24 protein-coding genes are annotated in these 23,782 nt (G+C 68.3%); 14 read left to right on the top strand and 10 right to left on the bottom strand.

What is annotated here, in order from left to right; translation table 11 throughout:
• The first annotated feature begins 53 nt into the window (after positions 1 to 53).
• Positions 54 to 1,037: an aldo/keto reductase gene (locus ACIA58_RS23615; protein WP_396405914.1), complete on the top strand. Its 984-nt coding sequence runs from the start codon at positions 54 to 56 to the stop codon at positions 1,035 to 1,037.
• Here the strand turns inward: ACIA58_RS23615 and corA are convergent.
• Positions 1,034 to 2,005 (bottom strand): magnesium/cobalt transporter CorA, encoded by a 972-nt coding sequence (gene corA / locus ACIA58_RS23620; protein WP_396405915.1) that lies wholly within the window; start codon positions 2,003 to 2,005, stop codon positions 1,034 to 1,036. The genes ACIA58_RS23615 and corA overlap by 4 nt on opposite strands.
• Before the next feature lie 49 nt (positions 2,006 to 2,054).
• On the opposite strand from corA, the gene ACIA58_RS23625 reads away from it, so the two are divergent.
• From ACIA58_RS23625 to ACIA58_RS23635, 3 genes are read left to right on the top strand one after another with little or no spacing between them, the layout of a single operon-like run.
• On the top strand, positions 2,055 to 2,762 hold the full coding sequence (locus tag ACIA58_RS23625) for a histidine phosphatase family protein (protein ID WP_396405916.1): 708 nt from the start codon (positions 2,055 to 2,057) through the stop codon (positions 2,760 to 2,762).
• 12 nt (positions 2,763 to 2,774) lie between these two features.
• A complete protein-coding gene (locus ACIA58_RS23630) occupies positions 2,775 to 3,350 on the top strand; it encodes a DUF3090 family protein (protein WP_130448416.1) in 576 nt (191 codons plus the stop codon).
• Positions 3,347 to 4,141 (top strand): SCO1664 family protein, encoded by a 795-nt coding sequence (locus ACIA58_RS23635; RefSeq protein WP_396405917.1) that lies wholly within the window; start codon positions 3,347 to 3,349, stop codon positions 4,139 to 4,141. The genes ACIA58_RS23630 and ACIA58_RS23635 overlap by 4 nt, the downstream gene beginning before the upstream one ends.
• Here the strand turns inward: ACIA58_RS23635 and ACIA58_RS23640 are convergent.
• A complete protein-coding gene (locus ACIA58_RS23640) occupies positions 4,138 to 4,836 on the bottom strand; it encodes a DUF6882 domain-containing protein (protein WP_396405918.1) in 699 nt (232 codons plus the stop codon). The two genes, ACIA58_RS23635 and ACIA58_RS23640, sit on opposite strands and share 4 nt — an antisense overlap.
• A 101-nt stretch (positions 4,837 to 4,937) precedes the next feature.
• Here ACIA58_RS23640 and mshC point away from each other — a divergent pair, with 101 nt between their 5' ends.
• Positions 4,938 to 6,158 (top strand): cysteine--1-D-myo-inosityl 2-amino-2-deoxy-alpha-D-glucopyranoside ligase, encoded by a 1,221-nt coding sequence (gene mshC / locus ACIA58_RS23645; RefSeq protein ID WP_396405919.1) that lies wholly within the window; start codon positions 4,938 to 4,940, stop codon positions 6,156 to 6,158.
• 39 nt (positions 6,159 to 6,197) lie between these two features.
• On the opposite strand, the gene ACIA58_RS23650 is transcribed toward mshC, so the two are convergent.
• From ACIA58_RS23650 to ACIA58_RS23660, 3 genes are all read right to left on the bottom strand, one after another.
• The gene (locus ACIA58_RS23650) at positions 6,198 to 7,091 is read right to left on the bottom strand and encodes a hypothetical protein (RefSeq protein ID WP_396405920.1); all 894 of its coding nucleotides are present in this window, start codon (positions 7,089 to 7,091) and stop codon (positions 6,198 to 6,200) included.
• A gap of 10 nt (positions 7,092 to 7,101) precedes the next feature.
• A complete protein-coding gene (locus ACIA58_RS23655; protein ID WP_396405921.1) occupies positions 7,102 to 7,872 on the bottom strand; it encodes a L,D-transpeptidase in 771 nt (256 codons plus the stop codon).
• Positions 7,873 to 7,971: 99 nt separating this feature from the next.
• Entirely contained in the window at positions 7,972 to 8,802 is an 831-nt protein-coding gene (locus ACIA58_RS23660; protein WP_396405922.1) for a polysaccharide deacetylase family protein, read from the bottom strand.
• Between the two features lie 52 nt (positions 8,803 to 8,854).
• On the opposite strand from ACIA58_RS23660, the gene ACIA58_RS23665 reads away from it, so the two are divergent.
• Complete coding sequence (locus ACIA58_RS23665) at positions 8,855 to 9,220, top strand: MerR family transcriptional regulator (protein ID WP_396405923.1); 366 nt, start codon at positions 8,855 to 8,857, stop codon at positions 9,218 to 9,220.
• Here the strand turns inward: ACIA58_RS23665 and ACIA58_RS23670 are convergent.
• Complete coding sequence (locus tag ACIA58_RS23670; protein WP_396405924.1) at positions 9,217 to 10,065, bottom strand: PAC2 family protein; 849 nt, start codon at positions 10,063 to 10,065, stop codon at positions 9,217 to 9,219. The genes ACIA58_RS23665 and ACIA58_RS23670 overlap by 4 nt on opposite strands.
• 193 nt (positions 10,066 to 10,258) lie before the next feature.
• On the opposite strand from ACIA58_RS23670, the gene ACIA58_RS23675 reads away from it, so the two are divergent.
• The 7 genes from ACIA58_RS23675 (at position 10,259) to ACIA58_RS23705 (ending at position 18,928) form a co-directional block, all read left to right on the top strand.
• Positions 10,259 to 10,912, top strand: coding sequence for an HAD family hydrolase (locus ACIA58_RS23675; RefSeq protein ID WP_396405925.1), 654 nt, complete (start codon positions 10,259 to 10,261; stop codon positions 10,910 to 10,912).
• A 66-nt stretch (positions 10,913 to 10,978) separates the two neighbouring features.
• Positions 10,979 to 12,544 (top strand): ABC transporter substrate-binding protein, encoded by a 1,566-nt coding sequence (locus tag ACIA58_RS23680; RefSeq protein ID WP_396405926.1) that lies wholly within the window; start codon positions 10,979 to 10,981, stop codon positions 12,542 to 12,544.
• A gap of 263 nt (positions 12,545 to 12,807) precedes the next feature.
• Entirely contained in the window at positions 12,808 to 13,800 is a 993-nt protein-coding gene (locus ACIA58_RS23685; RefSeq protein WP_396405927.1) for an ABC transporter permease, read from the top strand.
• A 55-nt stretch (positions 13,801 to 13,855) separates the two neighbouring features.
• Positions 13,856 to 15,634, top strand: coding sequence for an ABC transporter substrate-binding protein (locus ACIA58_RS23690; protein WP_396405928.1), 1,779 nt, complete (start codon positions 13,856 to 13,858; stop codon positions 15,632 to 15,634).
• 95 nt (positions 15,635 to 15,729) lie between these two features.
• Entirely contained in the window at positions 15,730 to 16,743 is a 1,014-nt protein-coding gene (locus ACIA58_RS23695; RefSeq protein WP_396405929.1) for an ABC transporter permease, read from the top strand.
• 65 nt (positions 16,744 to 16,808) lie between these two features.
• Positions 16,809 to 17,846, top strand: coding sequence for an ABC transporter ATP-binding protein (locus ACIA58_RS23700; protein ID WP_396406506.1), 1,038 nt, complete (start codon positions 16,809 to 16,811; stop codon positions 17,844 to 17,846).
• A gap of 59 nt (positions 17,847 to 17,905) precedes the next feature.
• Positions 17,906 to 18,928: an ABC transporter ATP-binding protein gene (locus tag ACIA58_RS23705; RefSeq protein WP_396406507.1), complete on the top strand. Its 1,023-nt coding sequence runs from the start codon at positions 17,906 to 17,908 to the stop codon at positions 18,926 to 18,928.
• Here ACIA58_RS23705 and ACIA58_RS23710 read toward each other — a convergent pair.
• Genes ACIA58_RS23710 through ACIA58_RS23725 form a run of 4 tightly spaced genes read right to left on the bottom strand, consistent with a single transcriptional unit; the run spans position 18,913 to position 22,698 of the window.
• On the bottom strand, positions 18,913 to 20,085 hold the full coding sequence (locus ACIA58_RS23710; protein WP_396405930.1) for a hypothetical protein: 1,173 nt from the start codon (positions 20,083 to 20,085) through the stop codon (positions 18,913 to 18,915). The genes ACIA58_RS23705 and ACIA58_RS23710 overlap by 16 nt on opposite strands.
• Complete coding sequence (locus tag ACIA58_RS23715; RefSeq protein ID WP_396405931.1) at positions 20,082 to 20,576, bottom strand: SigE family RNA polymerase sigma factor; 495 nt, start codon at positions 20,574 to 20,576, stop codon at positions 20,082 to 20,084. The genes ACIA58_RS23710 and ACIA58_RS23715 overlap by 4 nt, the downstream gene beginning before the upstream one ends.
• 20 nt (positions 20,577 to 20,596) lie before the next feature.
• A complete protein-coding gene (locus ACIA58_RS23720) occupies positions 20,597 to 21,406 on the bottom strand; it encodes an SGNH/GDSL hydrolase family protein (protein ID WP_396405932.1) in 810 nt (269 codons plus the stop codon).
• Positions 21,403 to 22,698 carry an alpha/beta hydrolase-fold protein gene (locus ACIA58_RS23725; RefSeq protein WP_396405933.1) on the bottom strand — a complete coding sequence of 432 codons (1,296 nt, stop codon included), beginning with the start codon at positions 22,696 to 22,698 and terminating at the stop codon, positions 21,403 to 21,405. Before ACIA58_RS23725 ends, ACIA58_RS23720 begins: the two co-directional genes overlap by 4 nt.
• 218 nt (positions 22,699 to 22,916) lie before the next feature.
• Here ACIA58_RS23725 and ACIA58_RS23730 point away from each other — a divergent pair, with 218 nt between their 5' ends.
• Positions 22,917 to 23,753 (top strand): MIP/aquaporin family protein, encoded by an 837-nt coding sequence (locus tag ACIA58_RS23730; protein WP_396405934.1) that lies wholly within the window; start codon positions 22,917 to 22,919, stop codon positions 23,751 to 23,753.
• Positions 23,754 to 23,782 lie beyond the last annotated feature (29 nt).

Genomic DNA, 23,782 nt, shown 5'->3' on the forward strand with positions numbered 1-23,782 from the left:
ACGCCCATCGAGGCTTGACTTAGAGCGCGCTCGAGCTCGTAGCGTCCGGCGACATGACGACACGTTTGCTGGGCCGTTCCGGAATCCAGGTCAGCGCCCTCGGGCTGGGAGCATGGTCCATCGCAGGCCCGATCACGAGGGACGGAGGCCTGGTCTCGTGGGGTGCGGTCGACGACCACGAGTCGGTCTCCGCCCTGCATCGCGCGCTCGAACTCGGCGTGACGTTCTTCGATACCTCGGATGCCTATGGCGCGGGGCACAGCGAGAGGCTCCTCGGGCGCGCCTTCGCCGGCCGCCGGGATCAGGTCGTCATCGCGACGAAGTTCGGCAACCTGTACGACGAGTCCGAGCGCACGCTGGCCGGGACCGACACTTCGCCCGACTACGTACGCCGGGCGTGCGAGGCGTCCCTCAAGCGGCTGGGCACCGACTACATCGACCTCTACCAGCTGCACTGCGGCACGGATTCCGACGCGGAGAGCCTGGCGGTTCGTGACGTACTCGAGGAACTGGTGGAGGCCGGCAAAGTCCGGGCCTACGGGTGGAGCACGGACGACAGCGCTCAGGCCGAGCTCTTCGCGGGCGGGACGCATTGCACCGCGATCCAGCACGACCTGAACCTGCTGCAGGACGCGCCGGACGTGATCGACATCTGCGAGCGGCACACCCTGGCCAGCATCAATCGCGGCCCACTGGCGCGCGGTCTGCTGACGGGCAAGTACACCACCGATTCGGTGCTGCCCGCCGAGGACCTGCGGTCCCGCAACTTCCCATGGATGCGGCACTTCGTCGACGGCCGGCCCAACCCTCGCTCGCTGACGAGACTCGATGCCGTGCGCGAGATCTTGCGCAGTGACGGCAGATCGTTGGCGCAGGGCGCGCTCGCCTGGCTCTGGGCGCGCAGTGACTGCACGATCCCGATCCCGGGCTTCAAGACCGTGGCGCAGGTCGAGGACAACGCCGGCGCCCTCGCGTACGGAGCGCTCGAGCCGTCCCAGCTGACCGAGATCGAGACGCTGTTGGGAGAGGCGGCCTAGAGCCAGCCGACCTTGCGGAAGAAGGCGTACATGGTGGTGCAGACGAGAGCCATCAGGACGAGGACGCCGTAGTAGCCGAAGTGCCAGCGGAGTTCAGGCATGTTGTCGAAGTTCATGCCGTAGATGCCGGCCAGCATCGTCGGGACCGCGGCGATCGCTACCCACGCGGAGATTTTGCGCATGTCGTCGTTCTGCTGGACCGAGACGCGGGCCAGGTGGGCGTTCAGGGCGGACGACAGGAGGGTGTCGATCGCCTCGGTCTGGTCGGAGACGCGGCTGAGGTGGTCGGCGACGTCGCGGAAGAACGGGCTGGCCTTCGGCCCCAGCCCGGCGACGCCGTGGGCGAACTGCTCCATCGGGTCGCGCAGCGGGTCGATCGCGCGGCGCATCTCGAGCACCTCGCGCTTCAGCCGGTAGATCCGCTCCGCGTCGCTCGTCCGCTCGGGGGAGAACACCGAGCTCTCGACCTCGTCGACGTCGATCTCGACCTCGCTCGCGACGCTCTCGTACTGGTCCACGATCGCGTCGCAGATCGCCCACAGTACGGCGGCCGGACCGTGCCCCAGCATCGAGGCACGCTCCTCCAGCTGGTGCCGCGTGGTCGCGAGCTCGCCGCCTTCACCGTGGCGCACGGTCACGACGTACCGCTGCCCGATGAACGCGGTCACCTGTCCGGTCTCGACCGCGTCACCCTCGTCGACGTACCAGAGGGTCCGCAGGACGACGAGGATCGAGTCGCCGAACCGCTCCACCTTCGGCCGCTGGTGGATCTGCAGCGCGTCCTCGATCGCCAGGTCGTGCAGGTTGAACAGCCGCTGCACCCGCGCCATCTCGGCGTCCGACGGCTCGTGCAGCCCGATCCATCCGAACGACTCGTTGTCGTCGTCGATGGCCTGGGCAACCGTCTCGGGGTCCCTGGGCAGGTCTCGCCGTTCCCCCTCGGCGTACACCCCGCAATCCACGATCACCCGACCATCATGGCATCAGGACTTGAGCGGACGAGATAGCGTGCACCTCATGCCCACGGTGATTCTGGTCCGTCACGGTCGCAGTGCCGCGAACACGTCCGGCACGCTGGCCGGCCGCACTCCCGGCGTGAAGCTCGACGAGACCGGGGTCGAACAGGCCGAGGCGGTCGCTCAGCGGCTGGCCGAGCTGCCGCTGGCCGCGATCGTCACCTCGCCGCTCGAGCGGTGCAAGCAGACCGCGGCCGCGATCGCCAAGCACCACGCCGAGCACCACCCGGTGTTGCGTCCGGCAACCGACCGGCGGCTGACCGAGTGCGGGTACGGCGACTGGACCGGGAAGAAGATCGCGACGCTGGCGAAGGACCCACTGTGGACCGTGGTCCAGCAGCACCCGTCCGCGGTGACGTTCCCGAACGGCGAGTCGATGCGCGGGATGCAGCAGCGCGCGGTCGACGCGGTCCGGGCGCACGACGCGGAGCTCGCGAAGAGCCATGGGAACAACGCGATCTGGGTCGCGGTCTCGCACGGCGACGTGATCAAGGCGATCGTCGCCGATGCGCTCGGTCAGCACCTGGACACGTTCCAGCGGATCGTCGTGGACACCGCCTCGACCACGATCATCACCTACACCGCGACCCGCCCGTTCCTGGTCCGCCTGAACGACTCCGGCAGCGAGTTGGCGTCACTGGTTCCTAAGCCGACAGCGAAAGGTAAGCCCAAGAAGCAGTCCTCGGACGCAGTAGTCGGCGGACGGTAATAGGGTCTAGATATGGCGCGAGTTGTACATACCTACGACGACCCCGAGCGGTTCGTCGCCGGCACCGTGGGGGAGCCCGGTGCAAGGACGTTCTTCCTGCAGGCGAGGGCCGGGCAACGGCTGACGTCGGTGGCGTGCGAGAAGGAACAGGTGATGGCGCTCGCGGAGCGGCTCGACGTGATGCTGGACGAGGTTGCCCGGCGGTTCGACCGCGACCCGGTCACGCAGACCGCGGTGGACGACACCGCGCCGCTGGAGCAGCCGATCGAGGAGGAGTTCCGGGCCGGCACGATGACGCTGGCCTGGGAGGCCGACGCCGAGCGGGTGGTGATCGAGGTGTTCGCGGTCGTCACCGGTGAGCAGGCCGACCTGGAGGAGACCGACCCGGTCACGGCCGCGATGGAGTCCGACGACGCCGAGGTGTTCATCGTCCGGATCACCGAGGAGCAGGCGCGGGCCTTCGCCCGGCGTGCGGTCGCGCTGGTCGCGTCCGGCCGGCCGAGCTGCCCGTTCTGCGGCCGGCCGATCGACGCCGACGGCCACATCTGCCCGCGCGCCAACGGCTACCGCAGGCACCTGCCGGAATGACCGCCGACCCGGAGCTTCTCGCCCTCGGGGAGCTGTCACTGCACGGTCGCCTGGTCGCCGCGTCGAACGGCACGTTCCAGGGCTCGGTCAGCCTGGCCGGCGAGACCGCGACGGTGGTCTACAAACCGGTCGAGGGGGAGCGGCCGCTGTGGGACTTCCCCGACGGCACGCTGGCCCAGCGCGAGTTCGCGGCGTACGTCGTCTCCGAGGCGCTCGGCTGGTCGGTCGTCCCGCCGACGCTGTTGCGGGACGGGCCGCTCGGCGAAGGCATGGTGCAGCTGTGGATCGACGAGGCCGAGCTCGGTCCGGCGGAGACCGAGCTGGTCGACATCGTGCCGCAAGGTCGCGTGCCCAAGGGCTGGGTCGGCGTGCTCGAAGCGCTCGACGGCCGCCACAACCCGGTCACGCTCGTCCACGCGGACAACGAAGCTCTCAAGCGGATGGCCGTGTTCGATGCCGTGGTCAACAATGCCGACCGCAAGGGCGGCCACGTGCTGAACCCGGGCGACGGCCGGGTGTACGGCGTGGATCACGGCGTCACCTTCAACGCCGACGACAAGCTGCGGACGGTCCTGTGGGGCTGGGCCGGCGACCCGATCCCGGCGGACCTGCTGGACGACGTACGGCGGCTCGCCGATCAGCTGGCTGGTGGCCTCGGGCAACAACTGTGTGAGCTCATCACCGCGGTCGAGCTGACCGCGACCCGCGAGCGCTGCTCGACACTGCTCAAGACCGGCATCTTCCCCTACCCGAGCGACGACTGGCCCGCGATTCCCTGGCCGGCGTTCTAGGCCTTCGGGTCGACGGTGACGTTGCCGAGGCGACCGTGCTCGTCGAAGGACGTGACGACGACGCTGCCGTTGGGCGCCGTACCGCGGATCGCGTCGGGCGCCTCGTCGTACTGCAGACCGAAGTGCTGGAAGTACCCGCGCACTACCTGCCGATGATCGGACGGGAACACGCTGACCGCCGTCATCAGCAGCCGAGGTGCCGCGATCGCGTCGAACCCGGCCAGCGGCAGCTGCTCGTCGGCGACATGCAGGTACACCTGCCCTTGCCCCTCGTTGATCGCGGTCGACCAGACCCCACGACCACCGAGTACGGCGCCCGCGGCGATCGCGAGCGTGATCGCGGCCTGGGCCGGCTGCGGGAACCCGCTCAGGTCCAGGCTGCCGGTGGTGAACTCGCCGATCGCGTGCCTGCCGCCGAGCTGCCGGATCGCGACGGTCGGAGCGACTGCCGGCGCGTCCGGGCCGAAGCCCGGGTTCGCCCAGCCCCACAGCCAGGTGTTGTCCTGGTGCGAGAAGCTGCCGAGCAACGTGACGCCGCCGAGGGCAGTTCGGTCGCCGGTGAGCGTCCGCGCGTCGAGGTCGGCGTGCAACGAGCCAGGGCCGACCACCTCGTTGAAGAGGTCCTGTTGCTGGATCGCGGCCGCGGCGATCCAGCTTCCGTACGCCTGGAAGTCGGGACTGAAGTCAGCGCTCATCCCGGGCGACGTTAGCGGCGCAGGGGGTCGAGCCGGTGCAGGGACCACAGATTGGAACCGTGTCGCGTCATTGAAAATCGGACTGGCATAAGCTCCGACACATGCAGGCGTGGACGAAACCAGACATCCCGGTCGTACCCGGGCCGGCCCGGCGGCTGCGCCTCTACGACACCGCATCCCGCGGCCCGGTGGAGGTGCCGCCCACCGACAGCTCCACCGCGCGGATGTATGTGTGCGGCATCACGCCGTACGACGCGACGCACATGGGCCACGCGGCGACGTACGTCACGTTCGACCTGATCAACCGGCTGTGGCGCGACAACGGGTACGACGTCCACTACACGCAGAACATCACCGACGTCGACGATCCGCTGCTCGAGCGGGCGACGGAGACCGGGGTCGAGTGGACCGAGCTGGCGGCGCGCGAGATCCAGCTGTTCCGCGACGACATGACCGCGCTGCGGGTGATCCCGCCGCAGCACTACATCGGCGTGGTCGAGTCGGTCGACCTGGTCGCGGGCGCCGTCGAGGACCTGCGCCGCGCCGGGGCCGTGTACTCCGTCGACGGGGACCTGTATTTCGCGGTCAAGACCGACCCGCTGTTCGGCGGCGTATCCAACTACGACCGCGAGACGATGCAGGAGCTGTTCGCCGAGCGCGGCGGCGACCCGGAGCGCGAGGGCAAGCAGGACCCGCTGGACAGTCTGCTCTGGCGGCACGAGCGTCCGGGGGAGCCCGCCTGGGACTCCGCGCTGGGCCGTGGCCGGCCGGGCTGGCACGTGGAGTGCTCGGCGATCGCGCTGGAGTACCTCGGGATGACGTTCGACGTGCAGGGCGGTGGGACGGACCTGATCTTCCCGCACCACGAGATGTCCGCGAGCGGTGCGCAGGTCGCGACCGGCAAGCACCCGTTCGCGCGGGCGTATGTGCACCAGGCGATGGTCGGGCTGGACGGCGAGAAGATGTCGAAGTCCAAGGGCAACCTCGTGCTGGTCTCGAAGGAGCGGCTCGCGGGCGCCGACCCGATGGCGATCCGGCTGGCGCTGCTGACACATCACTACCGCACCGACTGGTTCTGGATGCCTACCGATCTGACCTCGGCGCAGGAGCGGCTGGACGTCTGGCGTGGCGCAGTCGGGCGTGGTTCCGGGCCCGACGGTGCGGCTGCGGTCGACGCGCTGCGGGCGGCCCTGACGAACGATCTGGACACGGTCGGTGCGCTGGCTGCGGTCGACGCCTGGGCCGAGAGTGAAGGCGACGACCATGAGGCCCCCGCACTGATTGCCCTGGCAGTGGACGCGCTGCTGGGCGTGAAGCTCTAACTGTTAGGCCCCGACCAATTTGGTCGGGGCCTTCGAGTCTCAGCCGGTGACGACCTGGTGGGTCTTCACCGGGCTCGGGACCGGCGCCGCGGGGACGTGGTCGATCGGCGGAGCGGGGATGTCCGGCTGGGTCGGCTTCGGGGTGGGCTTCGGCTTTGCGGCCGGCTTGGCGCAGGTGGCCGATGCCAGGTTGATGACCTCCGTACCGCCGCCGAGGTTGATGCTCAGGCCGGTGATCGTGAACGAACCGTCCGAGTGCTTGCCCTGGCTGTTGACGCTGATCGCCGCGAGCGGGTTGGACGGCAGGGATGCGCCCTGCTTGGTGCTCGGCAGCTTCAGGGTCTGACCGAGCAGCGTCACCGCGCCGAGGTCGACGCCGCCGGAGTCACCCGAGCAGTAGACGTTGAGCGAGTCGATGGCGAGCAGCGACGTCGGCGGGTTGAGCAGCAGGTTGCACAGGTCGGGGAGGTTCTTGACCGGCAGGTCCTTGGTGCTCAGCTTCGGCAGCGGAAGGCCGAGATCGGGCAGCGCGATGTCCGGCAGCGGCAGGTCGTCGGCGCCGGTCTTCGGCAGGCTCGCGCACTGCTGCTTCAGCTCCGGCGGGATCTGCACCTGGCTGAGGACGTCGGGGCCGACCACGATGTCGAACAGCTCGACCGACGCGGAGTCGTTGCCCGCGGTCGCCGTACCGGCCCGGACCGAGAGCAGCGGGTTCTTCGGGAGCTCCAGCGCGGACGTCGTCTGCCGCTTGCCGTCGAGCGATTCGGCGTACGGCGTCTTCGCGATCGGCACCTGGCCTTCCGCGCTCACGGCGTACGCCGAGGACGGACGGGCCGCCGCGTTGCCGGCCGGCGCACTGGCGACCAGGCTGAACGTCACGACCCCCGCTACGGCCGCAGCCGTCAGCACGGTCGGAGTCAACTGTCGTCGCATTCGGATCTCCTTATTTGCTGTCGATCAGGACGAGTGTCCCGAGCGGGACCTTCTGCAGGTCGGCGAGGGCGGTCTTCGGCACCCGGACGCAGCCCGCGCTGATCGCCGCCCCGAACACGTGGGGATTCGGCCAGCCGTGGATCGCGACCGTACCAGGTCCGCCACCGAACGTGTCCAAGGTGGGACTGTGCGCACCCAACGGGAGCACGATCGGCGACGCCGAGCGCTTGTGGTCGATGATCGAGCCGAGCAGGAAGGTCCGGCCGGCCGGGGTCGGCGTCTTCTTCGCGCCGACCCCGGCCTTCCAGCTGCCGAGGCTCTTGTTGTTGTGGAACAGCTCGATCGTCCGCGAACTGGTGTGCACGCGGATCAGGTACGACGAGGAGGCCCGGTCGAGGTCCTCGTCCTGGATCCAGCCGGTGGACCGATTCGGCTTGGAAGGGAGCAGGACCCGGACCCAGCCGTCGGTCTGCTCGACGACCGGCAGCCAGGTCTGGCCGAACTGCGTGGGTCCGATCTTGCCGAAGGCGTCGGCGTCCGGGGCGGTGAACAGCGCCGCCTCGGCACGCGGGTGGACGACCAGGCCGTCGGTCCCGGAGAACGGCTGCGTGTCGAGCGGAGCGGTGGCGATCGTGGTGGCGGTTGTCGACGCCGTCAGCGTGGTGAGGTCGACGGTGACGTGCTTCGTCTTGTTGCCGAAGATGCCGACCGCGGCGACGATGCCGAGCAGCACGAGCACAGCCAGGGCAGGGATCGAAGTGCCGCCCCGCTCGTTGCGCATATCGTTACTCCCCGTGCTCCCGGTGACGGCGCGCCGTCACCCCCCAGTCATCCGGACGAGAATAAACCCATTGGTAACAACGCGCCATGCCCGGGTCGGTTACGAGGCCGAGTAGTGGGCGGCGATGTCGTCACTCGTCGTCAACCAGACGTCGCTCTGCGAGGCAATGTACTCCAGCGCGAGGTCCAGGTATTTCGCCCGGAACGCCTGCCCGATCACGAACGGATGCAGCGCGAGCGCCATCACCCGGCCGCCCTCTTCCCGCAGTACGTCGTACTGGTCCTTCACCATCTGCAGGAAGTCGGGGCCGGTCAGGCCGCGGAGGAAGAGACCGAGGTCGTTGAGTTCGACGGTGTACGGGACGCTGAGCATGCCGGGGACGTTCAGGCGGTAGGGCTGGTCGTCGTTGGTCCAGTCGAGGACGTACTGATAGCCGAGCCCGGCCAGCAGTTCAGGCGTGTTGTCCGTCTCGGTCAGGCCGGGCCCCATCCAGCCCTTCGGTCGCCGGCCGGTGGCGGTCTCGATCCTGGTGGTGATGTCGGTGAGGACGCGTCGCTCCTCGTCGGGCTCGTAGCCGGTGTGCAGGATCGAGTTGGTCTGCCCGTGGGCGAGCCAGGCCCAGTCCCGTTCGACGCCGGCCTTGATGATCTGCGGGTTGTGCTCGGCAACCATCGAGTTCACCAGCGCGCTCGCACGGACGTCGTACCGGTCGAGGATGTCGATGGTGCGCCAGATGCCGACCCGGGCGCCGTAGTCCCGCCAGCCGTGGTTGAGCGGGTCGGGTTTGAGGTCGAGCGGCCAGATGCTGGTGGAGGGTTCGCCGGGGAGGAAATGCTCGATGTTGAGGCCGACGTAGAAGGCGACGCGCTTGCCGTCGGGCCAGTCGAGAGCGGGTCGTTCGGGGAGCGGGCTGTAGTCGTAGAGCGTCATGATTGGACGGTAAAGTCTGACATCAATGTCAGGTTCAAGTCCGGGAGGCGTTGTGCGGATCGGCGAGCTGGCGGAGCGGACCGGGGTGAGCGTGCGGTCGCTGCGGTACTACGAAGCGCAGGGTCTGCTCGTCTCGGAGCGGACGACCGGCGGCCAGCGTGAGTACGCCGAACGCGCCGTCGACCGGGTGATCCTGATCCAGGAGCTGTTCGCGGCCGGGCTGCACAGCAAGAAGATCGCGCAACTCCTGCCGTGCATGCGGGACCCGGACGGCGGCCCGAACGAGCGGGCCACCCCCGAACTCGTCACCGAACTCACCGCCGAGCGGGACCGCATCGACCAGATGATCGCCGACCTGACCACCTCCCGCGCGGTCCTCGACGACGTCATCACCACGGCCGCCCGCGAGCTGCCCTAGTCGCTCGGGTGGTTCTTGTTGCGGCGCCTCAGGTAGCGCTCGAACTCGGCCGCGATCGCCTCGCCGGTCGCCTCCGGCAGGTCCGTGGTGTCGCGCTGCTCCTCGAGGGACTGCACGTACTCCGCGACCTCGGGGTCCTCTTCGCTCAGCTCGTCCGCGCCGCGCTGCCACGCCCGGGACAGCTCCGGCAGCTCACCCTCGGGGATGGCCAGGTCGAGCAGAGCCTCGATCTTGCCGAGCAACGCGAGTGAGGCCTTCGGGCACGGGGTGCCGGCGATGTAGTGCGGGATCGCCGACCAGATCGAGACCGACGGGACGCCGAGCGTGGTGCACAGGTCGGCGAAGACGCCGGTGATGCCGGTCGGCCCTTCGTACGTCGAGGCCTCGAGACTCCACGACGCCGTGAGCTCCGGGTCGGAGGACGTCGCCGAGACCGGGATCGGCCGGGTGTGCGGTGAGTCGGCGAGCAGCGCGCCGAGCACCACGACGATCTGCGCGTTGGACTCGTCGACGATCTCCAGCAACTCGCGGGAGAACGCACGCCAGCGCATGTTCGGCTCGATGCCGCGGATCAGCAGGACGTCGCGGCCGGTGTCGTCGGGCCGGGCCAGGTAGATCCGGGTCGTCGGCCAGGACAACCGCCGGACGCCGTCGTCGTCGAGGCCGACCTGGGGACGGTTCACCTGGAAGTCGTAGTAGTCCTCGGGGTCGATCGCGGTGACGAGCTCCGCGTCCCACTCGTCGACGAGATGGTCGACCGCTCCGGTGGCCGCCTCGGCCGCGTCGTTCCAGCCCTCGAACGCGGCGATCACGACCGGGTCCCTCAGGTTCGCGAGGTCAACCACTCGCAGGCCCCCTGTCGTCTCTGTAGGCAATCCGGCGGGAAACCGGACTGCCAGCCTACGTGTTCCGGCCCGGCGGTGTGCCCGGTTTCACGCCCAGCGGAACGTGTCGGTGAGACCCGAAATGTCCGGACGTGGCGCGACCAGGGAGAATGGAGGTGACCTGATCTGAGCCAACGACGTAGAGGAGCGGTAGTTGCCGGCCCTGCAAGCGGTGCTGTGGGACATGGACGGGACGTTGGTCGACTCCGAGAAGGTCTGGGCGGAGGTCCAGCTGGAGTTGCTGGCCGGGCTGGGCGCGACCTGGACGATGGACGACTGCATGACTCTGATCGGGAGCGACCTGCGCGACGCCGTGCAGGTCTGGATGGCGCGGATCCCGGCCGGCGTGATCACCGCCGAGGAGCTGGCCGACCGGATGTTCTCTGAAGTGATCGTGGCGCTCCGCAAGGAGGTCACGTTCCAGCCCGGCGCGCTCGAGCTGCTGCTGGCGCTGCGGAAGGAGCAAGTGCCCTGCGCACTCGTCTCGGCGTCGTACCGGCAGATGATCGAGGCGGTCCTGCTGCACCTGCCGCCAGATCCGTTCGACGTGATCGTCGCCGGTGACGAGGTGACGCTCGGCAAGCCGAATCCGGAGCCGTACCTGACCGCCGCCGCCAAGCTCGGCGTCGACCCCGCGAACTGTGTCGTGATCGAGGACTCGCTGACCGGCACCCAGGCCGGTACGGCGGCCGGCGCGTACGTCGTCGCGGTACCGCAGTGGATCTCGATCCCGGACGCGTCCCGCCGGCTCGTCGTCAAGTCGCTCGAACCGCTCACCCCGGAGTCCCTGCGCTCCCTGCTCCATTGACCGGCTACCGTCACTTGGTGCCCTCGGGGGCGTTGTTTGGGGTAACGGGCTGGGGAAGGTGAGACGGTGAGCGAGTGGGTGCGCCGGATGTCGGCGGCCGTGGCTGTTGGTGCGCTGGGGGTGTCTCTGGCTGCCTGCGGTCAGCCGGACGACAATGCACCGCATCCGGGGGAGTCGTCGCCGAAGCTGATGCTGCTGCGGCTGGCGACCACGGACTCGATTTCCTCGCTGGACCCCGCCGGCCCGTACGACGTGGGCTCGCGCACCGTCCAGGCGAACCTGTACCAGACGCTGCTGACGATCCTGCCGGACAAGCCGACCCCGGTGCCGGACGCGGCGGACTGCCAGTTCGACTCGCCGACGACCTACACGTGCAGCCTGAAGGAGCACCTGACCTTCCCGAACGGGCACGAGTTGACCTCGTCGGACGTGAAGTTCAGCTTCGACCGGCTGATCCGGCTGAAGACGCCCGGGGGAGCGGCGCCGCTGTTCTCGTCGGTGAAGTCCGTGAGTACGCCGGACGACCTGACCGCGGTGTTCAACCTCGCCCACCCCGACGCCCGCCTGCCGTACCTGCTGACCACGACCGCCGCGTCGATCGTCGACGAGCAGTCGTACCCCGCGAACAAGCTGCTCGACACGAAGGCGGTAGGGAGCGGGCCGTACCAGCTGGCGGCGTACAAGCCGGGCGCCGAGGTGACCCTCGCCAAGTTCGCCGGGTACAAAGGCCCTCGGGCGGCGCAGAACGACGGCGTGACCATCAGCCTGATGAAGGACTCGACCGCGCTCTACCAGGCCGTCACCACCGGCAAGGCGGATGTCGCGTTCCACGGGTTCGGTCCGAGTCTGCTGGACAAGCTGCGCAAGTCCGACCAGGTCCAGGTGGTCGAGACCAACTCCGCGGAGATCCGCTTCTTCGCCTTCCAGATGAAGTCGCTGATTGCCCGCAGGCCCGCCGTACGGCAGGCGGTCGCCCAGCTGATCGACCGCCCGGCGATCGCGAAGAAGGCGTACGGCGATCACGTGTCGCCGCTGTACTCCGTGGTGCCGCCCGGGTTCGGCGGTCAGGTCGACGCGTTCAAGACGGAGTACAAGCAGCCGGGCAAGGTGGCGGCCGCGGCGATCCTGAAGGCCGCGAACATCGCCGCGCCGGTCCCGCTGACGGTCGGCTGGACGCCGACGCAGTACGGCGTCGGCGCGAAGGCCGAGGTACTCGAGCTGAAGCGCCAGCTGGAGGCGTCGGGGTTGTTCCGGGTGACCCTGCGGAGTGCGGAGTGGCCGCAGTACCAGCAGCTGGCCAAGGCCGGGGCGTACGACATGTACCAGGCCGGGTGGATCCCGGAGTACCCGGACGCGGACGACTACCTCGCGCCGTTCGTCACCGACGTGCCGTTCCAGAACGGGTACCGCTCGACGGCGGCCACGAAGTTGCTGCAGCAGCAACGGACCGAGCAGAACGGGCTGAAGCGCGACGAGCTGATCGGTCAGCTACAGAATGTGATCGCGCGAGAGGTGCCGGTGATCCCCAGCTGGCAGGGCCGGGTCGCCGTGGTGGCTCACAACGACGTCGAGAACGTCCGGGCGGGCGTGGATCCGTTGTCGTTCCTCTATCTGTCCGGACTGCGGCGCTGATCACGGCCCTATCTGGGCACTGATCAGGGCACTGACACAAAAATGCCATGGCAGTAACGGTTCGCGAGGCCGCGGCGACCGTGGGTACGACACCGTGGTTTACTGCGGAACGTCCACGATACGGGACGATTTCCTGACGATCACGATCGGGCAACGCAGCACTTTCCGCGTTTGACTCCGCGCTGTAATGGCGGCAGGTTAAGGCCGCAGCCATACGGGATTTCGTTCCTGTTCAAACCGAACCAGTCAGGGGGACCTATCGCGTGAGCACGCCACTCGAGGTCGAGCCCGGAGCATCGTCGGCGCAGCCCGAGGCGATCCTCAAGGGCGCCGGCAAGATCGAGGGCCGGTCGCTGTGGCAGATCTCGTGGATGCGGCTGAAGCGCGACAAGGTCGCGATCGCCGGCGGGTTCGTCGTCGCGTTCCTGATCCTGGTCGCCATCTTCGCGCCGCTGATCTGCAAACTCATCGGCGTCACGCCGAACGACTTCCACCAGGACCTGGTCGACGCGTCCCTGCAGACGCCGTACGGCAAGCTCGGCGGGATCAGCTGGGACCACCCGTTCGGCGTCGAGCCGGTGAACGGACGCGACATCTTCGCCCGGATCGTCTACGGCGCCCGGATCTCGCTGCTGATCGCGTTCCTGGCGACGCTGCTGTCGGTGGTGATCGGCGTCGTGATGGGCATCGTCGCGGGCTACTTCGGCGGCTGGATCGACACGCTGATCAGCCGGCTGATGGACGTCTTCCTGGCGTTCCCGCTGCTGCTGTTCGCGCTGGCTCTGGTCGGCGCGATCCCGGACAAGATGTTCGGGCTGCAGGGCGACTCGCTGCGGGTGGCGCTGATCGTGTTCATCATCGGCTTCTTCAGCTGGCCCTACATCGGCCGGATCATCCGCGGCCAGACGCTGTCGCTGCGTGAGCGGGAGTTCGTCGACGCGGCGCGCAGTCTCGGCGCGCGGCGCCCGTACATCCTGTTCACCGAACTGCTGCCGAACCTGATCGCCCCGATCCTCGTCTACGCCACGCTGCTGATTCCCACCAACGTGCTCTTCGAGGCCGGTCTGTCCTACCTCGGCGTCGGCATCCGGCCGCCGACGGCCAGCTGGGGCGACATGCTTTCCACCGCGGCCAACTGGTACCAGGTCGACCCGATGTACATGGTCCCGCCCGGCCTGGCGATCTTCGTCACCGTGCTGGCGTTCAACCTGTTCGGCGACGGGTTGCGCGATGCACTCGACCCGCGGTCCCGATAGGCGTTCGCATCAACCAGGGAGCCTGGCTCTCACAAAAAAAGGGGTGCAACAACTGATGAGATGGAATCGCATCACGACGGCCACCGCCGTCAGTGCGGCGGTCGCCCTGAGCCTCGTGGCCTGCGGGGGACCCAAGGCCTCCTCCGGTGGGTCGGGCAGCAGCGGGGGGTCGGCGAAGGCCGAGTACAACGCGGCCGTCGGCAAGATCTTCAACCCGAGCGACAAAAAGGGCGGCACGCTCCGGATGGCGATCACCGACAAGTGGGACTCCACGGACCCCGGTGACACCTACTACGGTCTGTCGTGGAACCTGATCCGCAACTACGTCCGGCCGCTGATGACCTTCAAGTCGGCTCCGGGCGCGGAGGGCGGCAAGGTCGTCCCGGACCTCGCGGAGAAGCCCGGTGAGCCGAGCGACGGCGCCAAGACCTGGACGTACCACCTGCGCAAGGGCGTCAAGTTCGAGGACGGCACCGAGGTCAAGGCGAAGGACGTCATGTACGGCGTCGCGCGCTCGCTGGACAAGAACACGCTGACGCAGGGCCCGACGTACTTCAACGACTTCCTGATGGACGTCCCGAAGGACTTCAGTGTCGCGAAGGACCCGCAGCTGAAGACGTTGGCCAAGGCGATGACGACGCCGGACGACTACACCATCGTGTTCCACCTGAACAAGCCGTTCGCCGGCTTCGACTACTTCGCCCAGCTGCCGTCCACCGCGGGCGTCCCGCAGGCGAAGGACACCGGCACGAAGTACCAGCTGCACCCGATCTCGAGCGGTCCGTACAAGTTCGAGAGCAACGACCCGAACAAGGGCTTCACGCTGGTCCGCAATGACCAGTACGACCCGGCGACCGACCCGGACTCGGGCCGCAAGGCGCTGCCGGACAAGATCACCGTCGCGTACAACGTGAACGGTCCGGACATCGACAACCGGCTGCAGGCCGGCGACCTCGACGTCGACATCGCGGGCACCGGCGTGCTGGCGGAGACGCAGGCCAAGATCCTGGCCAACCCGGACCTGAAGGCGCACGCCGACAGCGTGCTGTCCACCCGGCTGAACTTCACCGTGTTCAACAGCCAGGTGAAGCCGCTGGACAACCTGGACTGCCGCAAGGCGATCCTGTACGCCGCCGACCACGAGGGCTACCAGCGTGCGTACGGCGGTCCGGTCGGCGGTGACATCGCGACGAACCTGATGCCGCCGTCGGTCGCGGGCGCGCAGAAGTTCGACGACTACGGGTTCGAGAAGGACAAGAACGGCAACCCGGACGAGGCGAAGAAGTCGCTGACCGCCTGCGGTATGCCGACCGGCTTCAGCACGAACATCGCCTACCGCGCCGACCGGCCGAAGGAGAAGGCCGTCGCGGAGTCGCTGCAGCAGTCGCTCGCCAAGGTCGGCATCAAGCTGACCCCGAAGGGCTTCCCGACCGGTGACTACACCAAGCTGTACGCCGGCAAGCCGGACTACGCGAAGGCGAACAACCTCGGCCTGATCGTCTACAGCTGGGGTGCGGACTGGCCGGACGGCTTCGGCTTCCTCAGCCAGATCGTGGACAGCCGGGTGATCCGTCCCGCCGGTGGTAACACCAACCTGGGCATCCGGATCCCGGAGGTCGACTCACTGATCGACAAGGCTCTGACGACCACCGACGACAACGCCCGCAACCAGGTCTGGGTCGACGTCGACAAGAAGGTCATGGAGCAGGCCGCGGTACTGCCGGGCATCTGGGCCAAGGGCCTGCTGTACCGGCCGGACACGCTGGCCAACGTGTTCACCAACGACGGCCAGAACATGTACGACTACGCGAGCATCGGGCTCGCGCAGAAGTAGTTCCCGTCGTCCCCAACACAATCGCCAGCAGAGGTAGGTGAAGGCTGACGGTGGCCGGTGATCAGCGATGATCACCGGCCACCAGGCCGCGTACGGTGCTCGCATATCTGATCCGCCGGGTGATCGGGGCAGTGATCCTGCTCTTCATCGTCACGGCCGTCACGTTCGCGATCTTCTTCCTGGTGCCGAGACTCGGCGGCGCCACCGCCGACGACCTGGCCGGCCGGTACGTCGGCAAGAGCGCCGGGCAGGAACAGATCCACAACACGGCGGTCAGGCTCGGCTTCACCGACCCTCTCTACGTGCAGTACGGCCGGTTCGTGAAGGGCCTCGTGGCCGGCGAGGAGTACAACTACGGCACCGGGACCGAGCACTGCCCGGCGCCGTGTTTCGGCTACTCGTTCCTGACCCAGCAACCGGTGTGGCCGGATCTGGTGTCGCGAATACCGGTGACCGCCTCGCTGGCCGGCGGCGCCGCGTTCATCTGGCTGATCACCGGGGTCGGCACCGGCATCGTGTCGGCGCTCAGACGGGGGTCGGTGCTCGACCGATCACTCATGTCGGTGGCGCTGGCCGGCGTCTCGCTGCCGATCTTCTTCACCGGTCTGCTCTCGCTGTCGATCTTCAGCTACGGCCTCGGCTGGACGCAGCAGGGCGGCGTCAATCCGCTCGACGAGACCAATCCGTTGTGGTGGGCCTACGACCTGCTGCTTCCCTGGGTGACGCTGGCGTTCCTGTACGCGGCGGCCTACGCGCGACTCACCCGCGCCGGCATGCTCGAGACGATGAACGAGGACTTCGTCCGGACCGCACGGGCCAAGGGGCTGACCGAGCGGGACGTGGTGATCAGGCACGGCCTGCGGTCCGCGCTGACGCCGATCCTGACGATCTTCGGCCTGGACCTCGGTCTGCTGATGGGCGGCGCGATCCTCACCGAGACCACGTTCTCCCTGCCCGGCATCGGGCAGTACGCCGTGATCGCGCTGCGGGCCAACGACCTGCCCAAGGTGCTCGGCGTGACGCTGGTCGCCGCCTTCTTCATCGTGTTCGCGAACCTGGTCGTAGACCTCCTGTACGCCGTTGTCGACCCGAGGGTGCGCATCTCGTGACCGAGTCCGAAGACTTCAGCCAGCCGCAGGACACCGTGCGCGAGGACACCGTGCAGCAGGACGCCGTGCAGCGGGTTCCCCGCGGTGAGGCGTTCCTCGACGTCCGCGATCTGCGCGTGCACTTCCCGACCGACGACGGGGTGGTGAAGTCCGTCGACGGGATCTCGTTCAAGCTCGAGCGGGGCAAGACCCTCGGCATCGTGGGGGAGTCCGGCTCCGGCAAGAGTGTGACGAGCCTGTCGATCATGGGCCTGCACCCGCCGGGCGTCGCCAGGATCAGCGGCGAGATCTTCCTGGACGGGCAGGACCTGGTCTCGGCCAGCCGGGAAGAGGTCCGGTTGCTGCGCGGCAAGCGGATGGCGATGATCTTCCAGGACCCGCTGTCGGCGATGCACCCGTTCTACACGGTCGGGCACCAGATCATCGAGGCGTACCGGGTGCACAACCAGGTCAGCAAGCAGGTTGCGAAGAAGCACGCGATCGAGATGCTCGACCGGGTCGGCATCCCGCAGCCCGACCGGCGCGTGGACGCGTACCCGCACCAGTTCTCCGGCGGCATGCGGCAGCGCGCGATGATCGCGATGGCGCTGTCCTGCGACCCGGACCTGCTGATCGCCGACGAGCCGACCACGGCCCTCGACGTCACCGTGCAGGCGCAGATCCTGGACCTGATCCGGGACCTGCAGCGCGAGTTCAACTCCGCCGTCATCATCATCACCCACGACCTCGGCGTCGTCGCCGAGCTGGCCGACGACATCCAGGTGATGTACGCCGGCCGCGCGGCCGAGTACGGCACCTCGGAGGAGATCTTCGACGAGCCGCAGCACCCGTACACCTGGGGCCTGCTCGGCTCGATGCCGCGGATCGACCGGGAGCGCACCGAGCGGTTGATCCCGATCAAGGGCACGCCGCCGAGCCTGATCAACGTCCCGGAGGGCTGTGCGTTCAACCCGCGCTGCAACTACGCGCACCTGAACGGCGGCGCCAGCGAGACCGAGCGCCCGGAGCTGCTCGACTCCGGCAACGGCCACCTGGTCGCCTGCCATCTCTCCCCGCAGAACCGCCAGCAGGCGTGGGAGACCGACATCAAGCCGAAGCTGTGAACGGGACGACTGTGACTACTACCGACACCGATGCCGAACCGACTCCGCAGGTCCCGAAGATGGGCGAGGAGATCCTGTCGGTCAACGGCCTCGTCAAGCACTTCCCGATCCGCAAGGGCGTCATGCAGCGTCAGGTCGGCGCCGTGCAGGCGGTCGACGGTCTGACCTTCAACGTGACCCGCGGCGAGACGCTGTCGCTGGTGGGCGAGTCCGGCTGCGGCAAGACCACCACGGGCCGGCTGCTGACCCGGTTGCTGGAGCCGACGTCGGGCACGATCGTGTTCGAGGGCCGCGACATCAGCCATCTCGGCGAGGGCCGGATGCGTCCGCTGCGTCGCGACGTACAGATGATCTTCCAGGACCCGTACGGTTCGCTGAACCCCCGGCACACGGTGGGCAAGATCGTCGGCGCGCCGTACAAGCTGCAGAACGTCAAGACCGAGCACGGCGTGAAGCGGGCCGTGCAGGAGCTGCTCGAGCTGGTCGGTCTGAGCCCGGAGCACTACAACCGGTACCCGCACGAGTTCTCCGGTGGTCAGCGGCAGCGCATCGGCATCGCCCGGACGCTCGCGCTGCGGCCGAAGCTGATCGTCGCCGACGAGCCGGTGTCCGCGCTGGACGTGTCGATCCAGGCCCAGGTGGTGAACCTGCTCGAGGACCTGCAGGAAGAGTTCGAGCTGACGTACGTGATGATCGCGCACGACCTGTCCGTCGTCCGGCACGTGTCGGACCGGGTCGCGGTCATGTACCTCGGCAAGATCGTCGAGCTCGCCGACCGGGTCAGCCTGTACGAGAAGCCGATGCACCCGTACACGGTCGCGCTGCTCTCGGCGGTCCCGGTGCCAGACACCAAGCGGAAGGGCAAGCAGGAGCGGATCCGGCTGCAGGGCGACGTGCCCAGCCCGATCAACCCGCCGCCGGCCTGCCGCTTCCACACCCGCTGCTGGAAGGCCCAGGACATCTGCAAGGCCGTCGAGCCGCCTCTGGTCGAGCTGGCCCCGGGGCACCAGACAGCCTGCCACTTCCCGGAGAACCAGGGCACGGAAACCCCCGCCGCGGCGGAGGATCAGGCCAAGTCGTAGATCGGGGCGCCGGTCGGCATCGCGAACGGGGTCGTTCGCGGTGCCGTCTTGCTGAAGGTGTAGGTGGAGAAGCCCGGGGCGACGACTCTGTACTTGCTGGTGCGAGCGTCGAACACGAGCAGGTCCGCCTCGTTGCGAGACGTGTGTCGCGCCCCGGCGACGGTGAAGGTCGTGTCGTCGAGCCACTGACCGAACCTGAAGGCCCAGTAGCCGGTGCGCGGCAGTGGGCCTCCGGTCGCGGCGGTCACGCCGTACAGCTGGAGATCGGACCAGAAGGGCTGGATGCCCATGACCGCGTCGTCCGGCTGCGTCACGAGGTACTTCGCGTCGGGCGACAGGAACGCCTGCTGGCCGCTGAAGGTGGTCCTGCCTCCGGTGGTCAGCGTCGGGCCGACCTTGAGCGTGTGGCCCGTGCCCGGCTGCGGGAGCGGCTGCTGGTACACGAGTTGGCCGGCGGTCGCGGTCCGGACGGCGACGGGTGATACGTCGGCCAGCAGTTCGCCCTTGTTCGCGCTGATGTCCCAGCGGTACAGGCCTTTGAGCGTTCCGAAGTACGCGGTGTTGCCGTCGATGGCGACGATCTGAGGGCTGTACGGGATACTGGCGTTCGGTGGGATCGCGTTGCCGGCCGCCGTCCGGACGAGTTCGCGGTTCGCCGCGACGTCGTACACCACCGACTCGCAGTGGTCGTTGAAGCTCTCGACCCAGGCGACCAGGTTGCCGCGATGATCCGCCGTCACGCTCCACGCGGCTTTGCCGGTCGTGCGGACACCGGCGCGGTCGGCGATGTGGATGTTGTTGCCTTCGTCAAGGAACACGAAGCCGGCATCGGTCTGGACGAAGGCGTTGATGTGCTCGGACGGGACCGGGATGACGTCGCTGCCGTAGTGGATCTTGTTGCCCAGCGCAAACGTGACGGCCCGGCGTTCGGCGTACGGCGTGGGCCGGGCCGGTTGGGGCCGCTCGGCGCGGGGGCGGATCAGGGTGGCCCCGCCGACGGCGACCGCCGTGGTGGCGACCGCGCCGCCGAGAACGGTGAGGGCGCGCCGGCGGGAGACGTGGCGGTTGCCGGTAGCAACGATGGCGTCGAGGTCGAGGGGCGGCGGTTCGGCGTGGTCGGCCCGTTCGGCGAGGGTGTCCCGGAGGAGGTCGGTCATTCCGTCATCCCTGCTTTCAGTGCGACGTCGGGGCCGAGACGGGCCCGGAGTTTCTTCAGTGCGTCGGAGACCTGGCTCTTCACGGTCCCGACACTGCAGCCGAGGACCTCGGCCGTTTGCACTTCGGTGAGGTCCTCGTAGTACCGCAGTACCAAGGCTGCTCGTTGCCGGGGCGGGAGCTTCTGCAGCTCGCGCCACAGCCAGAGGCGGGCGGTCGCGTCGTCAGGCTCGGTGGGCCGGTCCGGTACGTCGTTGTTGGGAAGCTCGGCCCGCCACGACTTGCGGCGCCACCAGCCGATGGCGGTCGTGGTGATGACGCGGCGCGTGTACGCCTCGGCGTTGTTCGGATCGCGGAGGCGGTGCCAGCCGACGTACGTCTTGACCAGCGCCTCCTGGACGAGGTCCTCGGCCAGACCGCGATCGCCGGCCAGCAGGTAGGCGTACCGGTAGAGCGCGCCGTGCCGGCTGGTCGCGAACTCGGCGAAGCTCATTCGGTGTCCCCTCGGTCGATCTACCCTCCCTGACGTGGGGACGCCGTCAAAGGGTTGGGCGTTGCGGCGAGAAGGGTGCGCGCGATCAGGGCGTGGCCGGCCGCGTTCGGGTGGTCGCCGTCGGAGGCGAGCAGGCCGGTGATGTCCGTGCTGTCCTCGAACGGCGTGTAGATGTCGACGTACGTCGCGTCGTCGGCGCGGGCCGTGGCGGCGATCGCGGCGTTGGTGCGGACGGTGAGCTGGTCGCTCGCGACCCGGCCGACGGCGGTGTACTGGCGTTTCGCGACGTCGCCGTCCTTGAAGACGTTCCAGTACCCGGTCATCAGGATGGTGGTCGGGAGGCTGGCCCGCAGGACGTGGATGCGGTCGACGATCCGGTCCAGGTTGGCGGTGAGCTGCTCGAACTCGTCCGACACGCAGTCGCCCGTGCACTGGCCGCTCGTGACGTCGTCATGATGGTCGCCGAAGTCGTTCGCGCCGATGGTCAGCAGTACGACGTTCGCGGCGGAGGTGGCCTGCTCGGCGGGGGAGTTGCGCTGGTTGAGCAGCTGCAGCAGACCGTTGGAGTCGATGCCGGCCACGCCGAGGTTGTTGACGATGACTGGTACGCCGGAGCGCTCGTGGAGCAGGTCGCCGTACATCTGGGGGAAGGCGGCGCAGTTGCAGTTGTGACCGGACGTGACCGAGTCGCCGAGCGCGACGACCCGGACCTGGCCGGCAACCTGGGGCTGCGGCCGGAGGACCTCACTGATCGTGTCGGCGCTGCTGATCGCGGTGACGATCATCAGGACGACCAGACCGATCGCGAGTCGTCGGAGTGTCTGGATCACGCCGTCTTCGTGTGCCTCGTTCGGTGATGGGGGCTCGCCGGAAGTGCGAGCTGGTTCGCCAGCCAAGGATAGGCCGACGCGAAGGCCGGGGCCGCGAACTGCCACACGTGCGTGCCGGGCGAGATCTCGACCCGGGACCAGATCCCGACCTTGGCGGCGGCCGTCGAGAGCTCCTCGGCCTCGTGCTGGTGGCGCAGCTCCTGGGTGCTGGTGAGGAACAGGCCGTTGACGTCCCTGTACTTGCCGTGGGCATGCATCACCAGGAGCGGCTCGTTGGCGTGCTCGAGCGCCACGTTGCCGCCGTACAGGTCCTGCAGGCTGGCCGCGGGCGTGGTCGTGTACGGCGCGAGGTCGCCGGAGATGTCGACGAAGTGGTCGAAGACGCCGGGGTGCTCCACGACCAGGTCGAGCGCGCACGTGCCGCCCATCGAGAACCCGGCGACGGCCCACTGCCGCGGGTCGTGCGAGGCGCCGAACGTCTTCTCGACGAAGTACGGGATGTCCTGGTCGAGGTGGTCCGCGGAATTCCCGCGCGGGCCGTTGACGCATTCGGTGTCGTTGTCGAACCGCTCGGTCGCATCGACGAACACCAGGATCGGTGCGTACCCGTGGTGCCGGTGGGCGTAGGCGTCGGACACCTGCACCGCGTTGCCGAGCCGCACCCAGTCGCCCGGCCCACCCCGCTCACCACCGATCAGCTCGACGACAGGCAACGCCGGCCGGTGATCACCGCGGAACCAGATCGGCGGGAGGTAAACCAGCTCCTGCCGGTGCTTGAAATGGCTGTACGTCGCGGGGATGTTCACCGCGACCAGCCGCCCGGCCGGCGGCAACCTCGTCGTACCGGCCGTGTGGGCGAGGCCCGACATCGATACCTGACCCGGCAGCGGTGTGTCCGTCCAGTCGTTCACCGCGGAGTCGATCGTCGGGTAGTAGCCGACGAACTGGTTGATCCCGTTGGCACACACCAACGCGGCCAGCGCCGCCGCGACCACCGCCGTACCCCGCCGCCACCACCGCGCCGTCCGCCACCCGGCCCCCAGCACGATCAACGCCCCGACCCCGAGCCCGAACCACAACCACACCGAGAACGGCAACGGATCCGTCAGCCCGGCCAACGCGGCCCCCGGATACGCCGCGAACAACGTCACGAACGCGGCCGCCAGCACAACGACCGGCAGCATCCCCAACCGCCACCGCCGGTCCCGCCACCCCACCGCCGCGACCAGAACCCCCGCCGCAACCACCTCCGACACCGCTGGAAACCATCCCCCGAGCAGCGACACACTCATCCGACCCTCCCGAACCCGACAAGACCCACAGGCGAGACGCCGAGCGGTTGCACCCGGTTGGCATGTTCCGTTGAGTGATCAGCGGATTACCGTGTGTCGCAGCTCATCAAGCGGGGACGATCGTTCGACAATGTCGAACGGCGGGCGTTGTCACGTGTGGTTGTGGCTCTTAGATTCCAGCCAGCCGTGGTCGTCACGGCGGGGAAGGGAGGTTCGGTATGGCTACGACCGAAGCGGTCAAAGCGAAAACCCTTCTGGGGGAGTGTGCCGCGGAACTCGCGGGCACGTTCATCCTGATCCTGTTCGGTTGCGGCGTGGTCGCACAGGTGCTGGCGGGTGGGATCGGGGACCACGACTCGATCGCGTGGGCGTGGGGTCTCGGTGTCACGCTGGGGATCTACGTCGCGGGCCGGATGACCGGCGCGCACCTGAACCCGGCGGTGACGATCGCCCTGGCGGCGTTCCGCGGATTCAGCTGGCGGAAGGTGCTGCCGTACTCGGTGGCACAGTTCCTCGGGGCGTTCCTGGCGGCGCTCGTGGTTCGCTGGAACTACACCGAGGCACTCAACAAGTTCGACCCCGGGCTCACCCGCAAGAGCCAGATCGTCTTCTCGACGCTGCCCGGCAACGGCAGCACGGACCTCGGGGTCCATCTGTGGGGCGGCTTCCGCGACCAGATCATCGGTACCGCGATCCTGATGCTGCTGATCCTGGCCATCACCGACCTGCGCAACACCGCGCCGGCCGCGAACCTGGCGCCCTTCATCGTCGGCCTCGCAGTGGTCGCCATCGGCATGGCCTGGGGTACCAACGCCGGCTACGCGATCAACCCGGCCCGTGACTTCGGACCGCGGCTGGCGTCGTTCCTGACCGGGTACAGCGGCGCGTTCAAGGATCAATGGGGAGATCTGTATTTCTGGGTGCCCATAGTGGCACCGATCCTCGGTGCGCTCCTCGGCGCCTTCCTGTACGACGTACTGGTCGGGCGGAACCTGCCGATCGCCGACGAGGACGAGGAACCGGGACGGATCCCGGAAGAGAACACGAGCGCATGACACCACCCCTGTGTGAGGAGAGGACTTTC

This window comes from Kribbella sp. NPDC051586 (genome assembly GCF_044453965.1).
GTDB lineage: Bacteria > Actinomycetota > Actinomycetes > Propionibacteriales > Kribbellaceae > Kribbella.